At 54.1% G+C, this 18,158-nt stretch carries 13 protein-coding genes and 1 riboswitch; of the genes, 7 read left to right on the top strand and 6 right to left on the bottom strand.

Annotation, left to right across the window (positions count from 1 at the left end; genetic code table 11):
• Positions 1 to 53 precede the first annotated feature (53 nt).
• Both SIL79_RS04805 and SIL79_RS04800 read left to right on the top strand, forming a co-directional pair.
• Entirely contained in the window at positions 54 to 2,270 is a 2,217-nt protein-coding gene (locus SIL79_RS04805) for a patatin-like phospholipase family protein (protein WP_039033566.1), read from the top strand.
• Positions 2,271 to 2,412: 142 nt separating this feature from the next.
• On the top strand, positions 2,413 to 4,467 hold the full coding sequence (locus SIL79_RS04800) for a M13 family metallopeptidase (protein WP_319619027.1): 2,055 nt from the start codon (positions 2,413 to 2,415) through the stop codon (positions 4,465 to 4,467).
• Positions 4,468 to 4,525: 58 nt separating this feature from the next.
• Here SIL79_RS04800 and hxpB read toward each other — a convergent pair whose 3' ends face one another.
• The gene (gene hxpB / locus SIL79_RS04795; RefSeq protein WP_319619026.1) at positions 4,526 to 5,188 is read right to left on the bottom strand and encodes a hexitol phosphatase HxpB; all 663 of its coding nucleotides are present in this window, start codon (positions 5,186 to 5,188) and stop codon (positions 4,526 to 4,528) included.
• Positions 5,189 to 5,580: 392 nt separating this feature from the next.
• Between hxpB and acnB the strand changes: the two genes are divergently transcribed.
• Positions 5,581 to 8,178, top strand: a complete 2,598-nt coding sequence (acnB, locus tag SIL79_RS04790) for a bifunctional aconitate hydratase 2/2-methylisocitrate dehydratase (RefSeq protein WP_226685061.1) — start codon at positions 5,581 to 5,583, stop codon at positions 8,176 to 8,178.
• 435 nt (positions 8,179 to 8,613) lie between these two features.
• On the opposite strand, the gene yjgA is transcribed toward acnB, so the two are convergent.
• Positions 8,614 to 9,147: a ribosome biogenesis factor YjgA gene (yjgA, locus tag SIL79_RS04785; protein ID WP_319619025.1), complete on the bottom strand. Its 534-nt coding sequence runs from the start codon at positions 9,145 to 9,147 to the stop codon at positions 8,614 to 8,616.
• Between the two features lie 148 nt (positions 9,148 to 9,295).
• Between yjgA and pmbA the strand changes: the two genes are divergently transcribed.
• Positions 9,296 to 10,639, top strand: a complete 1,344-nt coding sequence (gene pmbA, locus SIL79_RS04780) for a metalloprotease PmbA (protein WP_144361849.1) — start codon at positions 9,296 to 9,298, stop codon at positions 10,637 to 10,639.
• A gap of 96 nt (positions 10,640 to 10,735) precedes the next feature.
• On the opposite strand, the gene SIL79_RS04775 is transcribed toward pmbA, so the two are convergent.
• Together SIL79_RS04775 and SIL79_RS04770 are read right to left on the bottom strand one after the other, a co-directional pair.
• Positions 10,736 to 11,083, bottom strand: a complete 348-nt coding sequence (locus tag SIL79_RS04775) for a hypothetical protein (protein ID WP_071476778.1) — start codon at positions 11,081 to 11,083, stop codon at positions 10,736 to 10,738.
• 91 nt (positions 11,084 to 11,174) lie between these two features.
• Positions 11,175 to 12,029, bottom strand: coding sequence for a substrate-binding periplasmic protein (locus tag SIL79_RS04770; RefSeq protein WP_319619024.1), 855 nt, complete (start codon positions 12,027 to 12,029; stop codon positions 11,175 to 11,177).
• Between the two features lie 186 nt (positions 12,030 to 12,215).
• Here SIL79_RS04770 and SIL79_RS04765 point away from each other — a divergent pair, with 186 nt between their 5' ends.
• Positions 12,216 to 12,440 (top strand): ribosome alternative rescue factor ArfA, encoded by a 225-nt coding sequence (locus SIL79_RS04765; protein ID WP_039033559.1) that lies wholly within the window; start codon positions 12,216 to 12,218, stop codon positions 12,438 to 12,440.
• A 37-nt stretch (positions 12,441 to 12,477) separates the two neighbouring features.
• Here SIL79_RS04765 and rimO read toward each other — a convergent pair whose 3' ends face one another.
• Positions 12,478 to 13,902, bottom strand: coding sequence for a 30S ribosomal protein S12 methylthiotransferase RimO (rimO, locus tag SIL79_RS04760; protein WP_039033558.1), 1,425 nt, complete (start codon positions 13,900 to 13,902; stop codon positions 12,478 to 12,480).
• 235 nt (positions 13,903 to 14,137) lie between these two features.
• Here rimO and SIL79_RS04755 point away from each other — a divergent pair, with 235 nt between their 5' ends.
• Both SIL79_RS04755 and SIL79_RS04750 read left to right on the top strand, forming a co-directional pair.
• Positions 14,138 to 14,845, top strand: coding sequence for an oxidative stress defense protein (locus SIL79_RS04755; protein ID WP_025010213.1), 708 nt, complete (start codon positions 14,138 to 14,140; stop codon positions 14,843 to 14,845).
• A gap of 206 nt (positions 14,846 to 15,051) precedes the next feature.
• Positions 15,052 to 15,223: riboswitch (Lysine riboswitch) on the top strand.
• Between the two features lie 82 nt (positions 15,224 to 15,305).
• The gene (locus SIL79_RS04750) at positions 15,306 to 16,886 is read left to right on the top strand and encodes a Na+/H+ antiporter NhaC family protein (RefSeq protein WP_039033557.1); all 1,581 of its coding nucleotides are present in this window, start codon (positions 15,306 to 15,308) and stop codon (positions 16,884 to 16,886) included.
• 84 nt (positions 16,887 to 16,970) lie between these two features.
• On the opposite strand, the gene SIL79_RS04745 is transcribed toward SIL79_RS04750, so the two are convergent.
• On the bottom strand, positions 16,971 to 18,101 hold the full coding sequence (locus SIL79_RS04745; RefSeq protein ID WP_319619022.1) for an HlyD family secretion protein: 1,131 nt from the start codon (positions 18,099 to 18,101) through the stop codon (positions 16,971 to 16,973).
• Positions 18,102 to 18,158 lie beyond the last annotated feature (57 nt).

The following is an 18,158-nucleotide window of genomic DNA, read 5'->3' as shown; positions in this document are numbered from 1 at the left end:
TGTAAATTCTTTGTTAGAATATACCGACTCTAATTCTGGAACTCTTGCTAGGTATGAAACCCTCTCTGCGCTTACTGGTTTTGATTGGCACTCTGTTGAGTGTGGCTGCGGTGGCGGCCGAACGTCCTAAGGTAGGCCTGGTGCTCAGTGGCGGCGGTGCCAAGGGAGCTGCGCATGTTGGGGTACTCAAGATGCTCGAGGCCAACAATATTCCTGTCGATTATGTTGCCGGTACCAGCATAGGCGCCTATGTCGGTGGCCTCTATGCGCTTGGTTACAGCGCCACAGAAATTGAAACCATTATGATGAATGAGGACTGGTCCAAGGGGTACTCGGACACTATTCCACGCCAGGCCATGAGTTACCGTGATAAGCAACAAAGAGATAAGTACAATATTCCGCTTAACCTTGGTATCCGAGATGGTGAAGTACAGTCGCCCAGTGGCGTCCTCCTAGGGCAAACCATGTCGCAACTATATCGTAACACCACAGATCTGGTGCGTGAATTCAACAGTTTCAATGAACTCTCCATTCCTTATCGGGCGGTGGCGACAGATTTGGAAACCAGTCTGCCGGTAGTGATCAGCAGTGGCAGCCTGGTGCAGGCGATGCAGGCCTCAGCCACAGTGCCGGGAGCGCTGCAACCAGCTGAAATCGATGGTAAGTTGCTGGTGGATGGTGGTATTGCCAACAATATGCCGGTGGATGTGGTCAAGGCCATGGGCGCCGATGTCATTATCGCCGTCGATATAGGCTCGCCTTTGGTGAAAAGGGAGAAGCTTAACGGCACCTTAGCGGTATTGGATCAGTTGTCTACCATGCTGACCAACGCCAGCACAGAGCGGCAAAAGGCCTTGTTGACCAAGGACGATATCCTGATCCGCCCGGCTATCGACAACCTCAGCACCACAGATTTCGCCGATATGCCCAAGGCGCTGGAAGCCGGGGTGACAGCTGCCGTACGGTACACCGACAGATTGAGCCAGTTGGCCGTGTCTCCTGAGGAATACCGCGCTTATGTCCGGCAAAAACGCGACGCCAGTCGTGATTGGTTGGATAACTTGGATCGCCCGGTTACCCGGATAGTTTTCGATAACAGGTCCAAGGTCAGCGACTCACTGCTGGGTGATACTCTGGGTATCGAATTGGGTGACAGAGTTACCAAACAGCAACTGGACGAGAGTATTGCGCGGTTATACTCACTGAATAAGTTTGAACGTGTCAGTGCCGAGTTTCAGGATACTGATGAGGGCCGAGTGTTAACCGTAACCACCAAGGCCAAGTCCTGGGGACCCAACTATTTCCAATTTGGCTTGAATTGGGAGGACGATTTCTCACTGGACTCGGCGGTGGCCCTGGATGGCGCCGTGATTATGACTGACTTGACCGAAAACGGTGGTGAATGGCGCAATGAAGTGAAGATGGGCTTCGAGAAGCTGCTCGGTACCGAATTTTACCAGCCTCTGGACAGAGATCAGCAGTTCTATGCCCGCGCCCGATATCAGTATGAGATCAAAGGTTGGGATGTGTTTGATGCCAACAAGCTTTACTTCGAGCTGGATCGCAAGAGTCACAGAATTGACCTGGGTTTGGGGTACAACTATGTCAAGCAGGGCCGGATTGAGCTGGGGCTGACAGGTGAGTCGGGAGTGGTCTCCAACGAGGCGTTCTTCGATGATCTCAAGTTCAACACCTATGGCGCCTATTTGAAGTTCGGCTACGATACCCTGGACAGCATAAGTTTCCCCACCTCGGGTAACCGCATCACTCTGAATATCTACCTGCGTAATGAGGAGTATGAAGATGGGGTATTCAAGACGGATGCTGAACGCTCGCTGCAGATAGAGGCCGACTGGAAAGGGGTTGTCAGTGTTGGCAGCCACTCTTTTGTGGGTAAGGCATCCTATGCAAACGTGGATAAAGACGGCAATTTTACTCTTTATGTATCGGACCTCGGCGGTTTCCTTAATCTCTCCGGCTACCACAAGAACTCTATCGCCGGCGCCCAGAAGGTGTTCGGTGCCTTCATCTATCAGTACGATCTCGGTCGTGATGCGCTGGGGATGAAGGACTTTCCGCTTTACCTGGGAGCCAGTTTGGAGGCGGGGAATGTCTGGAGCCTGGATGAGCATGTGATGTTCAACGATCTCATCTATTCCAGCAGCTTGTATCTGGGGACTGAGACCCAACTGGGCCCTGCGGCGCTCGGCTTTGGTTTCAGTGATAACGGTGAGAAGGCGGTTTACCTGTTTCTCGGCAAAAACTTCTAAGGCTTATTGTTGACCTGGTCTGTGGTGTTCATAGTTATTTACAAAAATCCACTACAGACTGGTCACAGGGAGTGCTAAGGTTTAAAGCCGGTATCTTTGTAACAATATAACTATCTGAACAATCACAAATTCGGGGAAGAAAATGAGCAAAATAAGCACCCTGGCATTGGGCATCGCCCTGAGCCTTGGTCTGGCTTCCTGTGCCAGCCAGCAAGCGCCGCAGTCGCAAGCAGAAGTCAAGAAAGTCTCTGGCATTGAGCTGGAGAACTTTGACCATCAAGTTCGTCATCAGGACGATTTCTACTACAGCGTCAACGGTAAGTGGTTGGCCACTACGCCAATTCCAGCCGACAAATCCAACTATGGTGCTTTCTCTGTTCTTTACGAAGAAAGCCAGGCGGCCCTGAAGCAGATTATCGAAGAAGCCGCCGCCAAGCCCAATAAGGCCGAAGGTTCAGTGGAGCAGAAGATAGGCGATTTCTATGCCGCCTATATGGATACCACTCTGACTGACCAACTGGGGATTGCGCCGCTCAAGGGACAACTGGCCGATATCGCCAAAACCGCCAGTCACGCCGATGTTGCCGCGCTGATGGGCAAACTGTTGACCGATGGCTCCGGCATCCCCTTTGGTTTTTACGTCAACAACGATGCCAAGAATTCCAGCCAGTACGGGGTTTACCTGTACCAGAGCGGCCTGACACTGCCAGATCGTGATTACTACCTCAAGGACGATCCCAAGTTTGTCGCCAACCGCGAAGCGATGCGTGAGTATGTCCGCAATCTGATGAGCGCCGCCGGTTACCCGCACGCCGATGCCGCCGCAGCCAATGTCGCCAACATTGAACTCTTTATCGCCCAGAGCCAGTGGAGCCGGGTCGAGTCCCGTGATGCCAACAAGGCCTACAACAAGATGAGCCTGAAAGAGCTGCAGCAGTTGATGGGCGGCTTTGACTTTGACGGTTTCGCCAAGGCGGCCGGTCTCAGCGGCAAGACTCAGGACGTGATAGTGCGTCAACCTTCCTACTTTGAGAAGCTGGGCGCCGAGTTTGGTAAGTTCCCTGTATCAGCCTGGCAAGACTACCTGGCATTCCATCTGGTGGACTCCTACGCTGGCTTGCTGAGCCAGCAGTTTGTCGATCTGCACTTTGATTTCCACAGCAAAACCTTGATGGGCATTCAGGAGCAAAAACCACGCTGGAAGCGAGCTGTCGATGGCGCCGACCAAGTGATTGGTGAGCTGGTGGGTAAAGAATATGTTGCCCGTCACTTCCAACCTGAGGCCAAGGCGCGGATGGAGTCGATGATCAAGAACTTGATCAAGGGTTTTGAAGTCAGCATCGATGAGCTGGAGTGGATGACACCCGAGACCAAGAAAGCGGCTCAGGAAAAACTGTCCAAGTTTACCTACAAGATAGGTTATCCGGACAAGTGGAAGGACTACAGCAATCTGGAGATCAAGGCCGACGATCTGGTGGGTAACTACCAGCGTTATGCCCGCTTCGAATATCAGGACATGCTGGCTAAGCTGGGCAAGCCAATCGATCGCACTGAGTGGCACATGACACCGCAAACGGTGAACGCCTACTACAACTCAGTGATGAACGAAATCGTGTTCCCGGCCGCCATTCTGCAGCCGCCTTTCTTCAACATGGAAGCCGATGACGCGGTGAACTATGGTGGCATAGGCGCGGTGATTGGCCACGAGATCAGCCATGGTTTTGATGATCAGGGCGCCAAGTATGATGGCGACGGTAACCTGCGCAACTGGTGGACAGACAAAGACCGCGAAGAGTTCCAGAAGCGCGGCGCGCAGCTGTCTGCCCAGTACAGCCAGTTTGAAGCTCTGCCTGGCAAGTTCGTCAACGGTGACCTGACATTGGGTGAGAACATAGGCGATCTGGGGGGCTTGACCGTTGCCCTGCGCTCTTATCACCTGAGCCTCAACGGTAAAGAAGCGCCGGTAATGGACGGCCTGACCGGCGATCAGCGTTTCTTCGTCGGTTGGTCACAGGTGTGGCGCCGCAACTACCGTGACGAGGAGCTGGGACGTCGTCTGCTGACTGACCCGCATTCACCCAGCCACTACCGCGCCATGGGCACTCCCCGCAACGTGGAAGGTTTCTACAAGGCCTTTGACCTCAAGCCGACTGACAAGATGTATCTGTCGGAAGAGGACAGAGTGAAGATCTGGTAACACGGATTATCCAGAAAACAGAGCCAGGCAGATGCCTGGCTCTGTTGTATCTGGCGGTTTACAAGGTATCAAGCAGTGCCGGCAGGGCTTCCAGGCTATCACGCTGATAATGGGCCGCGGCCCAGCGAGGATCCTGGCGCTGCTCGGCTGCCGGGACTATCAAGGTCTGCATATTGGCGGCGCGAGCGGCTATCAGGCCGTTGAAAGAGTCTTCCACCGCCAGGCAGCGGCTTGGTGGCAGTGCCAGTTTGGCGGCGCAGGAGAGATACACCTCTGGGTGGGGTTTACCGAGCGGAAAATCCTGAGCCGATTGTATTGCATCGAAGGCTTCTGTGATGGCGAGTTTGTCAAGCACGGCATCGATAATATCCCAGGAGGAAGAGGTGGCCAGGCCCACTTTCAGGCCTCGACTGCGACAGGCGCTTAGGGCATCGACAACACCGCGCATGGGCTTGCCATCGCGGCGGATATAGGCGATGACTGCAGCTATGATTTGATCGGCGATATATTGAGGTTCTACTTTGACCTCGGGAAAGCGCTGTAACCAGAAGTCCACCACCTGATCGATTCGCAGACCTGTGGTTTGCTGTATGGCTTCACGGCTGACCGCCATCCCCAACTGCTGAAAAACCTGATACTCGGCTTGCTGCCAGACGGGCTCTGAGTCAATTAATATCCCATCCATATCAAAAATAACGGCCTGTATTGCGGGTGCTTGCATGGAAAAGTCTCAAAAACGGCGCGGATTTGGACGCAGGATAACGAAAAGCGGCCCCGGGATGCAAAATTATCCCGGCAGGGGAGATTAGGAGATGCTTGGCTGAAGGCGTTTGAATTCAATTCGATTACTACAATCTAATTATTTGTATTTAAATGAAAAAATCATTTTTTCAAACTATTGTCTAATTTCCTTTGTTTAATGAGGGGCTTAGTGTGTTGCCGACCTTGGGATTTTGCCACGATTTCTCAGTTGCCTTAGTGTGATCTCATTCATACTTTTGCAAAGCTGTAGTATACTGCAGGCCGGAATTTACGGGTCGATCCTGTGGGGCTGTCAGCTTCATTCATGAAGACGTGCAGTCGTAAGAGCGCCTAACAAAGAGGAATGTTGCCGTGCTAGAAGCATATCGTAAACACGTCGAAGAGCGTGCTGCTGAGGGCGTAGTCCCTAAGCCATTGGATGCACATCAAGTGGCTGAGCTTGTTGAATTAGTGAAAAACCCACCTGCAGGCGAAGAAGAATTTATTCTTAACCTGCTCGAAAATCGTATTCCCCCAGGTGTTGACGAAGCCGCCTATGTTAAGGCCGGTTTCCTGGATGCCGTTGCCAAGGGTGAGGTGAAATCGCCAATCCTGAGCGCCGAGCGTGCGCTGGAACTCTTGGGTACCATGCAGGGCGGTTACAACATCGAACCCCTGATCCGCCAATTGGACAACGAGCAGATGGCCCCGCTGGCGGTCAAGGCTCTGTCCCACACCCTGCTGATGTTCGATGCCTTCCACGATGTGGTTGAGAAGATGAAGGCGGGTAACGCCTATGCCAAGCAAGTGGTTGAGTCCTGGGCCAATGCCGAGTGGTTCCTCAGCCGTCCCAAGCTGGCCGAGAAAATCTCTCTGACCGTATTCAAGGTTACAGGCGAAACCAACACCGACGACTTGTCTCCGGCTCCTGATGCCTGGTCACGTCCCGATATCCCACTGCACGCCTTGGCGATGCTGAAAAACGCCCGCGACGGTATTGAGCCGGATCAGCCAGGCGTAGTAGGCCCAATCAAGAAGATTGAAGAACTCAAGACCAAGGGCTTCCCACTGGTTTATGTGGGCGACGTGGTTGGTACAGGTTCTTCCCGTAAGTCGGCGACCAACTCTGTGCTGTGGTTCATGGGTGATGATATTCCATTCGTGCCCAACAAGCGTGCCGGTGGCTTCTGCCTCGGTGGCAAGATAGCCCCTATCTTCTTCAACACCATGGAAGATGCCGGTGCTCTGCCGATTGAGTTGGATGTGGGCAACATGGAGATGGGCGATGTTATCGACATCTATCCTTATGCCGGCAAAGTGACCCGTCACGATAGCGACGAAGTGATCTCTGAATTCAAACTCAAGACTGATGTGCTGCTGGACGAAGTGCGTGCCGGTGGCCGTATTCCATTGATCATCGGCCGCGGTCTGACCGACAAGGCCCGTGAAGTTTTGGGTCTGGAAGCCTCCGATGTCTTCGTGCGTCCAGGTGACGTTGCCGATACCGGCAAGGGTTACACCCTGGCGCAGAAGATGGTAGGTAAGGCCTGTGGCGTAGAAGGTATCCGTCCCGGCCAATACTGTGAGCCCAAGATGACTTCTGTCGGTTCTCAGGACACTACCGGCCCTATGACACGTGACGAGCTGAAAGACTTGGCCTGTCTCGGTTTCAGCGCAGATTTGACCATGCAGTCTTTCTGTCACACTGCCGCTTATCCCAAGCCTGTTGACGTGAATACGCATCACACTCTGCCTGACTTTATCATGAACCGCGGCGGTGTTTCCCTGCGTCCAGGTGACGGTGTTATTCACTCCTGGCTGAACCGCATGCTGCTGCCTGATACCGTAGGTACAGGTGGTGACTCGCACACCCGTTTCCCTATCGGTATCTCTTTCCCAGCCGGTTCCGGCCTGGTGGCTTTTGCCGCCGCTACCGGCGTTATGCCACTGGATATGCCTGAGTCTGTGCTGGTGCGCTTCAAGGGTAAGATGCAGCCTGGTATCACTCTGCGTGATCTGGTGCATGCGATTCCGCACAAGGCCATCGAAATGGGTCTGCTGACCGTTGAGAAGAAGGGCAAGAAGAATATCTTCTCCGGCCGTATTCTCGAAATCGAAGGTCTGGAGCACCTCAAGGTTGAGCAGGCATTCGAACTGTCTGATGCCTCTGCCGAGCGCTCTGCCGCCGGTTGTACCATCAAGCTGGATAAAGATCCTATCATCGAGTACCTGAACTCCAACATAGTCATGCTCAAGTGGATGATTGCCGAAGGCTACGGCGACCGCCGTACCATAGAGCGTCGTATCAAGGGCATGGAAGAGTGGTTGGCTAACCCTGAACTGATGGAAGCCGACAAGGATGCAGAGTATTCAGCGGTTATTGAGATCGATCTGAATGAGATCAAAGAGCCTATTCTGTGTGCACCGAACGATCCCGATGATGCCGTGTTGCTGTCTCAGGTCGCCAACACCCAGATTGATGAAGTGTTTGTCGGTTCCTGTATGACCAACATAGGCCACTTCCGCGCCACGGGTAAGATGCTGGACAAGTTCGCCAAGACGCTGCCGACTCGTCTGTGGATTGCTCCGCCAACCAAGATGGATAAGGACCAGCTGACCGAAGAAGGTTACTACGGTATCTTCGGCCGCGTCGGTGCTCGTATTGAGATCCCGGGTTGTTCTCTGTGTATGGGTAACCAGGCGCGGGTTGCCGATGGTGCGACTGTGGTGTCGACTTCTACCCGTAACTTCCCGAACCGCCTGGGTACGGGTGCCAATGTGTACCTGGCCTCTGCCGAGCTGGCTGCCGTTGCAGCGCTGTTGGGACGTTTGCCAAGCCCTGAAGAGTATCAGGAATATGCCAAGGAATTGGACGCAACAGCGGCCGATACCTACAGATACCTGAACTTCGACCAACTGGAGGCCTACACCAAGAAAGCCGGTGAAGTGATCTTCCAGTCAGCGGTTTAAGTTATTGTATCAATTATCGCAATAACCTAAGTCAGCTCATGGCACTCAATGCCAATAGCTATAGAGGCTTAGCGGTTCCCGGGAGCTGACGTAAAACCCCACTAACTTTGTTAGTGGGGTTTTTTCTATGTTAGCTGAAGCGTTTGGGTGGATGCGAATAGCTCCTCGTGAAACTCTTACTGGAAGAGGGTCAAGCTTACAAAGCGGTTTGCTGCATGTGATCACGCCTTGATTCACATCATGAAGAAGTGGATTAAGCCAATATGGGATAGGGAGTAGGTGATGGGGCAACTCACTGTTCGGTGACAGAGTATCACAGTGATAAACTGGCACCTAAACAGAAGAATATATCGCCGCGCTGACTATATGAGTATTAATGCAGATACATAACATTAAACTCAAGAGCGGCGATTTTATACAGTGCGAATTACGGGATTAGTTTTCCAGTTCGCCGCGTAAATACTTGAACAACTCGGCAGAGGACTTGGACTGAGGCCCCTTGGCCAGCTCCTTATTGGCCTGGCGCACCAGTTGCCTGAGTTTTTGCCTGTCCAGTTGCGGGTGTTCTTCCAGCAGGGACTGCACTTCGGCATCACCACCATTGAGCAAACGGTCACGCAACTTCTCGAATACCTGAGCCTTGGCGGCCGCTTCGTTGTTCTTGTTCAGCACCCGCTCAAGTGAGGTTTGAATCGCCTCAAGATCTTCGTTGCGCATCAGCTTGCCGATAAACTGCAACTGACGACGGAAGGCCTCGGTATTGGGCTTGATGTTCTTGGTTTGCATGATGGCATCAAACAGGGACTCACCCATCTCAATTTTAGCCAACTGACTCTTGCTCAGCGCTGCCAGCTGCTTGCCCAGATCCTGAGCCTCTTCACTGTCGCGTTTGAGCGAGGTCTTGCTGATATAGTCCTCGTCCTCATCATAAGGCTGTTTAAAATGCTCTGAATCGCCAACTATTTTCATAAAGTCTTTCCTCTGATACTGGCGCTGATTGTAGCATTCCCCTTGGCGCTTCGTCTTCTACGGCAGCAAAATTGATCTGTCGTGGTTATGTGAATAAAGCCGGCTTTTGTTATGCTAGGGGCAGTTTAGCCAATTCAAGAGTAAACCTGTGTCTGCAAATTTTATTGATAGTGAACTGAGTGCGTTGAAAGACGCGGTGGCAATGGCGCTGGAGTATGCCAATAGCCTGGGCACCAGTGCTGCCGAGGTGGCCATCAGCAAGCAACAGGGCCTGAGTGTTTCCACTCGCCTCAAGGAGGTGGAAACGGTCGAATTCAACAAGGATGGCGCGCTGGGGATCACCCTGTATCGCGATGGACATAAGGGCAGCTCTTCTACCTCGGATCTGTCGCCGGAGGCGATTCGCCAAGCGGTTAAGGCCGCCGATGGTATCGCCCGCTATACCAGTGAAGACCCTGCCAGCGGTTTGGCCGATCCTGAGTTGATGGCGAAAGATTTTCCCGATCTGGATCTCTATCATCCCCGTCACACCAGCCCGGAAGAGTTGGCCGAGTTGGCCATTCGCGCCGAAACCGCAGCGCTGGACAGAGACCCGAGGATCAAGAATTCCGATGGTGCCAGTGCCAACGCCCACAACAGCGTCAAGGTCTATGGCAACAGCCATGGTTTCCTGCAGGGTTACTGCAGCTCGCGCTACAGCCTCAGCTGTGTGGTGATTGGCGCCGAAGACAACGGCGATATGCAGCGCGACTATGACTATGGTATCAACCGCTGCTTCGACGCCTTGTTGAGCCCGGAGCAGGTGGGGGTTAAGGCTGCCGATAAGACGGTTGCCCGTCTCGGTGCCCGCAAACTGGCAACCGGCAAACTGCCCGTGCTGTTTGCGCCGGAAGTGGCCACAGGTCTGGTGGGACATCTGGTCAGCGCCATCAGTGGCTCAAGCCTGTATCGCAAGTCCAGCTTCCTGCAGGATGCTATCCACACCCGGATTTTCCCCGAATGGTTCAGCATTGCCGAGCAGCCGCATCTCAAAGGCGCTCTGGCCAGTGCCAACTATGACAGCGAAGGGGTTGCGACCCGTGAGCGTGACATAGTCCGTGACGGCATACTGGAGAGTTATCTGCTGACCAGTTACTCGGCGCGCAAGCTGGGACTGGTCAATACCGGCCATGCCGGCGGCATCTATAACTGGACGCTGGCCGATACCGGCCACAGTTTTGATGAATTGGTGCGTTCCATGAGCCGCGGGCTCATAGTCACTGAGGTGATGGGTCAGGGCGTGAATATGGTTACCGGCGACTATTCCCGTGGTGCCGCCGGCTTCTATGTCGAGAATGGCGAAATCCAGTTCCCGGTCGAGGAGATCACCATAGCCGGTAACCTGAAGCAGATGTATCGCTCCATGCAGGCGGTTTCCAGCGACAGGGATCTGCGCTCCAGCATCCGTACCGGGGCAATATTGCTCGATGAGATGAAGATAGCCGGTAACTGAGCCGGGAAATGGCTAAAAACGCTTGTAAAAGCCCGCTGTCAATGCGGGCTTTTTGGCATGTTCATTTTTATCAAAACGTTATGGGCTTATTGGGCATCATGCAGGGTGATATGCTTCCTCACCCGAGTTACTATCCTCAAAGCCGGGTGGCAGATATTGGCTGAGCTCTTTTAAGTTATTGCAGATACTGTGGGCTCTGTGTTCATCCCCTTGATGCAAGATAGTGAACAGATGTTGCAGTGCCATGGCATTGAGATAGTCCCGGTGAACCGGCGGGAAGATTTCGGCATCAATTTTGGCCCGCTGCAGGCGCTTGTTTATCGCTTGTTGACTACTGTTCAGCACCAGTTCCAGCGCGGTTTTCAAGTGCTGTTCCTCTTCGGCCATCAAGTTCATGGCCAAGTCCAACTGTGCCTGTGGCGTTAACGGCTTACGGGAAAACATCTGATTAACTCTTCGCGGCCCAAAACGCCAGTGTACTCCTGGCATGCTGGACTCAGGCTGAACCAGCGTAACTATGAGTCCTTGTTTCAGCTTAGGGAAACCAAGGCGCCGCAGCAGGCTGTGATACTTGCTGCATATAGTCTTGATAACGCCGCTTGGTTTCACCGCTGTTGGCCATTTCAGACAAGGCTTGCTGCAGTGCGTAGGCTATGCTGCCTGACTTTAGTTCCCAAGGGCTGTTGCCAATGGATATCGGTTTGGCGGCAACATAATTGGGATTTACTTCGGCGCTGAAGTAACGGCTATTGCGTGAGAACCCCAGGTGTCCTTGCCGCCTGTTATCGCAACAGTTGGGATGTAGTTTTAGCCCGTGCTGAGGATGATTTTGCAGCCAGTATCTCAGGGTAGATTCATCGTAGATATAGAAATCCCCCTGATGCTGTTTGAGAAAGGTTATCGCCGAATCTGTGCCCATATCCGGTGGTTTGCGCACTATTAATTTGTTCGGTAAACCACCCAGTTGATAGCTACCGGGGGAGATCAGCAGCACCAATTGTTTATCCACCAATTGCTGCAGTGAGGTGATGTCACTCAAGTCGTTGCGGCTGACGCCGATATAGCGTTCAGATAGGCCGTTGACGATGAAATGCGCGTAGTTGTGGCGCTCTTTGGAGAAGGCCAAGCCGGGATAAAAGTCGATACTGCCCTTGGCTATTTCCCGTAGGATACGCTTTTTCGGCGCTCGCACTACCTTGAGACTACAACCTATTCTGGCTGCTGCCTCTTGATAGAGGCTGAGATAGAGGCCGCTGTTATCCGGGGCCTGAGCAATAAAGGGTGGCCGGGCATTGGTGCGATACCCCATGGTTAACTCACAATTTTCTGCGGCAAATACTTGTGTCGCACAAGCGAGCGTCAGCAGTGTCAAACAGAACTTTATGATCACAGAATAACTCCTTCGGGTGGGGCTGACGCAGGCTGAATGATGAGGCGGGTTGATAGCATAGGTAAAATACTCGTGATATTTTCCTGGAGTCGATACTTGGTTGTTTTAATAAAAGAGGATAATATTTGCGCGATTTTTGTCCGGTATGGCCGGGCAAGTCTCATCCAATTGAAATAAGGAGCCGATATGGCCAAACATATTAAGCAGACTGCACAGCTGGAGCATGAATCCGGTCGTGGACAGATCAAAGATAATGCCCTCAAGGCGGTGGTGACCAGTTCACTGTTTCGCTGTCGCAGCGAGAAGCCGAAGAAGGGCAAAGGATCATACAGTCGTAAAGGACGCAATCAAAAGGGGCAACAGGGTGTTGCCCCTTTTGATTTTATGACTCTAATCTTTTCACCCTGCTGACACCTCAATAAAGATTTCTCCAAGGTGTTGGGAGAGTTTATTCCGGCATCTGCACCAGTTCGGCCCACAGATCGTGCTCATCAGAATGAGTGATCAGTGCGCGCACCATGTCCCCTGGGCTTAGTTCCACTTCACCGTTTAAGAATACCATGCCGTCGATTTCAGGCGCATCGGCATAGCAGCGGCCAATGGCGCCTTCCTCGTCCACATCATCGATAAGGACATCCAGCTCACGGCCTACCAGGCGCGCCAGCCGCTCGGCACTGATCTCGGCCTGCACCTGCATGAAACGCTCATAGCGGTCCTGCTTGACCTCTTCACTGATAAGCTCGGCCAAGGTATTGGCCACGGCGCCATCGACTTCCGAGTACTTGAAGCAGCCCACTCGGTCCAGCCTTGCTTCACGCAGGAAGTCCAGCAGGATTTCGAAGTCTTCTTCGGTTTCACCGGGGAAGCCGACGATAAAGGTTGAGCGGATCACCAGATCCGGGCAGATCTCACGCCATTTCTTGATGGCGTCCAACTGGCGGTCGACCCGGCCGGGGCGCTTCATCATCTTGAGCACGCGAGGGCTGGCGTGCTGCAGTGGCAGATCCAGATAGGGCAGGATCAGTCCTTCGGCCATCAGCGGGATCAGCTCATCGACCCAAGGGTAAGGGTAGACATAGTGCAGGCGCACCCACACACCCATCTTGCCCAGGTGGCGGGCCAGGGTAGTGATATCCTGCTTCACCGGCATGCCGTTCCAGAAATCGGTGCGGCCGCCCTTGTCTTTGCCGTAGGCCGAGGTGTCCTGGCTGACGACCAGAATTTCCTGAACGCCACTTTCCACCAGGCGTTTGGCTTCATCCAGCACGCTGCCGACACTGCGGCTGTCCAGATCGCCCCTCAACGCCGGAATGATGCAGAAGGTACAGCGGTTGTCGCAGCCTTCGGAAATCTTCAGGTAGGCATAATGCTTGGGGGTCAGCTTAACGCCGGCTTGCGGGATCAGCGAGGTGAAGGGGTTGTGCTCCGGCTTGGGCACATATTTGTGCACATGGTTCAGCACGGCTTCATAGCTGTGGGGGCCGGTGATCTCCAGTACATCCGGATGCACTTCGCGGATCTGGTTTTCCTTGGCGCCCAGGCAGCCGGTGACTATCACCTTGCCGTTTTCTTCCAGCGCTTCACGCACGGCATCCAGCGACTCTTCCACCGCGGCATCGATAAAGCCACAGGTGTTGACTATTACCAGGTCGGCATTGTCATAGCTGTTGGTAACCTCATAGCCGTCGATGCGCAGTTGGGTGAGGATCCGCTCGGAATCCACCAGGTTTTTGGGGCAGCCCAGGCTGACAAAGCCGATGCGATTGCCGCTGGTTTGGGCCTCGGCAGGGCTGTTTTCCTGTGCCAGAGTCTTGGCCGGAGTGTCCAGAGTCGTGGTCTGCTTGGGATCAAAAATGTCGACTGATTTCTTCAAGAGCTGTTTTCCGCAATGCTAAAGCTGATGGAGCACGCTTGGGTGCCGGTAAAATTGGCGGCGATTATACCTCAGCCATAGAAAAGGTACAGTTGGGCTGGCTAATTTATGTTCTATGTTGCCATCTCGGTTGCCGCTTCAAAACGTCGTTGAAAAATTTTTTGATTTTTTTAACCCTTTTGTCAGCCGGCTGCGTTTCTATGGTCAACGAAAGCGAACTTTTTGGAGAACCAAGATGAAAAAATCTCTGCTGAATCTGGCGCTGATAGGCGCATTGTTACCCGCTACTCTGATGAGCCACTCAGTACTGGCTCAGGATAGACCTCTGCTGGAAACCACAGGCGTCAGCCAGATACAGGTTGAGCCCGATATGGCCGAAATCCATGTTGAAGTGTCATTAAGCGAATCTGATGCCAAGGCGGCCAAGGCCGCATCCGACAAGGCTGTGGCCGCTTTTATCGAGCGCCTGCTCAAGGCCGGGGTCGCCAAGGAGTCGATTGCCGCCGCCAATCTGAATCTGCAACCTGAGTATGTTTACCTCAAGGACAAGGCGCCCGAGCTCAAGGGGTATCGCGCCAGTCGCAGTGTGACAGTGTTGGTGAAACAGTTGGATCAGCTCAATCCCATACTGGACTCGGCGTTAATAGGCGGGATCAACAAGGTGAACCAGATCAACCTTAAGTCCAGTAAAGAAGCCGAGATGCGCAAGCAGGCGCGGCAGGCGGCCATTGAAGATGCCAAGCAAAAGGCCAGTGAACTGGCGGCCGGATTCGGCGAGAAACTCGATGGCGTCTGGTCGATTCGTTATTTCGACCAAGGCCCGGTGCGTCCTGTGATGTACAAGGCCGCCATGATGGCCGAAGGTGCTATCAACCAGAGCTATGAGTATGGCCAGGTAACCTTCTCCGACAGGGTCGAGGTCAGCTACAAGCTGCGTGACTGAGGTAAGCATCGGGGGGAGAGCCGTTGGCTCGCTGATGGAGCGAAGCAGTTTTTAACCGTGGCTCGTGAACAAGCGGTGCCGGTATTGCTAGGCCGTGACATGAGTCACTTCCCCTGGGCTTAATGCCCGCCTAGCGGGATATTTACCGCCAGAGGCGCAATCCGGCTTGCTATTGGGGCTGTGATAGTTAGAATGCCAGTCGAATACCTTTGAGTAGAGGCGCGCTGCCTAAAAGTAACCGGGAAGAGGGTGATGCCTTTGAGGCCCGGGGAAAGGAGTCGGCGCCGAAGTAGCCAGGCCATCAAACCTAGCTGCTGGTTCTGTATCTAACAGGTGCAGGACTGCCATAGTCATCCACTATGGAGCGCTACCTGAAGGAGCTGAGAAGTTTCTGCCCTCCTTGGTCTGAGTTTCTTCGATCCTATCGGTAGATCTCCACCTTTCTTGGTGTAAAGAGATCATGAATATCATGCATTTTGCGGACTCTCCCTGGTCCATAGTTCCTCCTCTGCTGGCGGTTGCGCTGGCGATCATCACCCGTAGAGTACTGCTCTCCCTTGGGGTAGGCATAGTCGCCGGCAGCCTGATGTTGCAGCAGTTTTCACCGCTGCAATCGCTGCGCTACCTGTTTGACAGTGTGCTGAAAATCTTCTGGGTCGATGGTGCTCCCAACAGCGATAACCTGAATATGTTGCTGTTTATGCTGCTGCTGGGTGGGCTTATCAGCTTGATGACCGCCTCGGGTGCGACCCGGGCCTTCGCCGAATGGGCCGCCAGGCGCTGCCAGAGCCGCAAGGGCGCCAAGTCGCTCACCGGCTTGATGGTGTTTGCCTTTTTTATTGACGACTTTTTCCACAGCCTGTCGGTGGGGCCCATTTGCCGCCCTGTGACCGATAGATTCCAGATCTCCCGCGCCAAGTTGGCCTATCTGCTGGACTCGACTGCGGCGCCCGTATGCGTATTGATGCCCATTTCTTCCTGGGGAGCCTATATCATCGCCCTGGTGGGCGGCATACTCGTGGCCCATGGGGTGACAGAGCAGAGCCCGATCGCCGCTTTTGTGCAGATGATCCCCATGAACCTCTATGCGGTATTTACCCTGATCATGGTGGTGGTGGTGATCGCTTTCCAACTGGATATTGGGCCGATGCGACAGCATGAGCAGCGGGCGCTCGAAGGTAAGCTCTGGGATGAATCCAAGGGCAGGCCCATAGGGCTGGATATGGAAGCCCCGGCCGACAGCCGCGGCGGCATGCTGGATATGGTGTTGCCGATAGTGACACTGACGGCGGCGAGTATCTATTTCATGCTGGACTCCGGGGCTCAGGTATTGGCCGCCAATGGTCAGGCCTTCAGTGTGCTGGGCGCCTTTGAACATACCAATGTGGGCTCATCTTTGGTTTATGGCGCCCTTTGCAGCCTGGCGGTGTCCGGCTTGTTGGCCCTGCGTCTCGGCCTTGGGATATCCACTTGGCTGCGCGCCGCCCCCAGAGGCGTCATGGCCATGTTGCCGGCTATCAATATACTGCTGTTTGCCTGGACCATAGGCGCCGTGGTGCGTGACATGGAAACCGGCAAATATCTCGCTAGCCTGGCTAACGGCAACCTGCCCGCAGGGCTGCTGCCTGTGGTGGTGTTTGTGCTTTCCTGCGCCATGGCCTTTGCCACAGGCACCAGTTGGGGCACTTTCGGTATCATGTTGCCGCTCGCCGGTGATATGGCTGCCGCCAGCGATATCCAACTCCTGCTGCCCATGTTGTCGGCTGTGCTGGCCGGCGCTGTGTTTGGCGATCACAGTTCGCCCATCTCCAGTACCAGTATTCTGTCGGCCACCGGTGCCGGCTGTCACCATATAGACCACGTACTGACCCAGTTGCCTTATGCCCTGACAGTCGCCTTCGGGGCAGCGCTCGGTTATCTGGCCATGGGGCTGCTGCATTCCACCCTGGCCGGTTTCCTGGTGAGTGCCGCTTGGTTTGCACTCTTCTGCCTCTACCACGCCAGGCGTTTCCAGGCGGCTCCCGAGGCCGCCATCGGCTGAGGCTGAGATGGGATACCAAAACGCCCCGGGAGTTTTTCCGGGGCTTTTTACTCTTGCCAAAGGCTTGCGCGAAGATAAGGAGTCTCAGTGATCCAGATAGAGATAGTTCTGCCAGCTTTTCATCCTTATCAATACCTTACGCATGATTGATACATGCTCAAAGCTGTCGGAATAGATGGCGATCTCCACATTGGTACCCAGTGGCAAATGATACTGACTCAGGTCATCCAGCGGCTTGAGTTTCACCAGAGGTCGGCCGTTGAGGCGAATTTGTGACGAGCCATAGAGCTGCCCCTGCGCCTGCACCTGAGATTCACCTATGGCCGGCAGCACTTCGACCACTTCGGCTTGAAACACTTTGCCCGGCAGAGCGCGGAAGATCAGCTCGGCCTTGAAACCGGGTTTCAGCCGCAGCAGCGAGTTTTGCCTAAAGGCGCCGACAAAGAAGCGCTCCTCCTGATGGACAAAGGTCATCACAGGCCTGAAGGGCATGGGCACCACCATCATTCCCGGTCTCAGGGTCAACTGGGTTACATAACCGTCTGAGGGGGCATGCATGCTGGTTTCCTCCAGATTGAATCTGGCTTTTTCCAACATGGCGGCAATTTCGGCCACTTGGGTGTTTTGCCCCTGATACTCGGCTTCCAGTGCCAGCTTGGCGCGCCGGGCTTCGGCCTCGGCCGCCTCTACTGAGGCCTGGGCGCCGAGATAGTACTGACGACGGTTGTCGACATCGGCACGGGTGAAGGCGCCTTTTTCAAAACCGCTGCGGTAGCGCTCATATTCCAGTTGGGTTCTGTCCCGTTCGGCCTCGGCCTTGATGCGACTGGCCTCGGCGGCCTTATAGGCGGCGTCCAGCCCCAATACCGCCTGTTTAGCCTGCTCCAGGCTGGCCTCCAGCCGGGTGACTTCTGTCTGATAAGGAGTCGGATCGACCCGGAACAGTAACTCGCCCTCTTTCAGCAGTTTATTGGGGATGACGGGCACTTCTATGACCTTGCCGCGCACCGAGGGGATCAGCGGGGTGGTGACATACATCTGGCTGCCCATGGCGGTATGGGGATGGTTGTAGTTCATCAACAAAATCAAGGTGCCTATCAGCACTACTCCGCCGAGGACGGCGGTGGGCACGCTCCACTTGTTGAGTGGAATGCGGAAAATCTTGAAGATGGCGACACAGATGGCGGTGTAAGTGAGGATAAGCAAGAGATCCATTTATCTGTTCTCCCCATTCTTGTTATTGCTTTGGGTCTGATTATCTGTACCTGGAAT

It is taken from the genome of Shewanella indica (genome assembly GCF_033842865.1).
In the GTDB taxonomy this organism is placed as follows: Bacteria; Pseudomonadota; Gammaproteobacteria; order Enterobacterales; family Shewanellaceae; genus Shewanella; species Shewanella indica.
The sequence above is the reverse complement of the archived record's forward strand: the minus strand, read 5'-3'. Positions and strand labels throughout refer to the sequence as shown.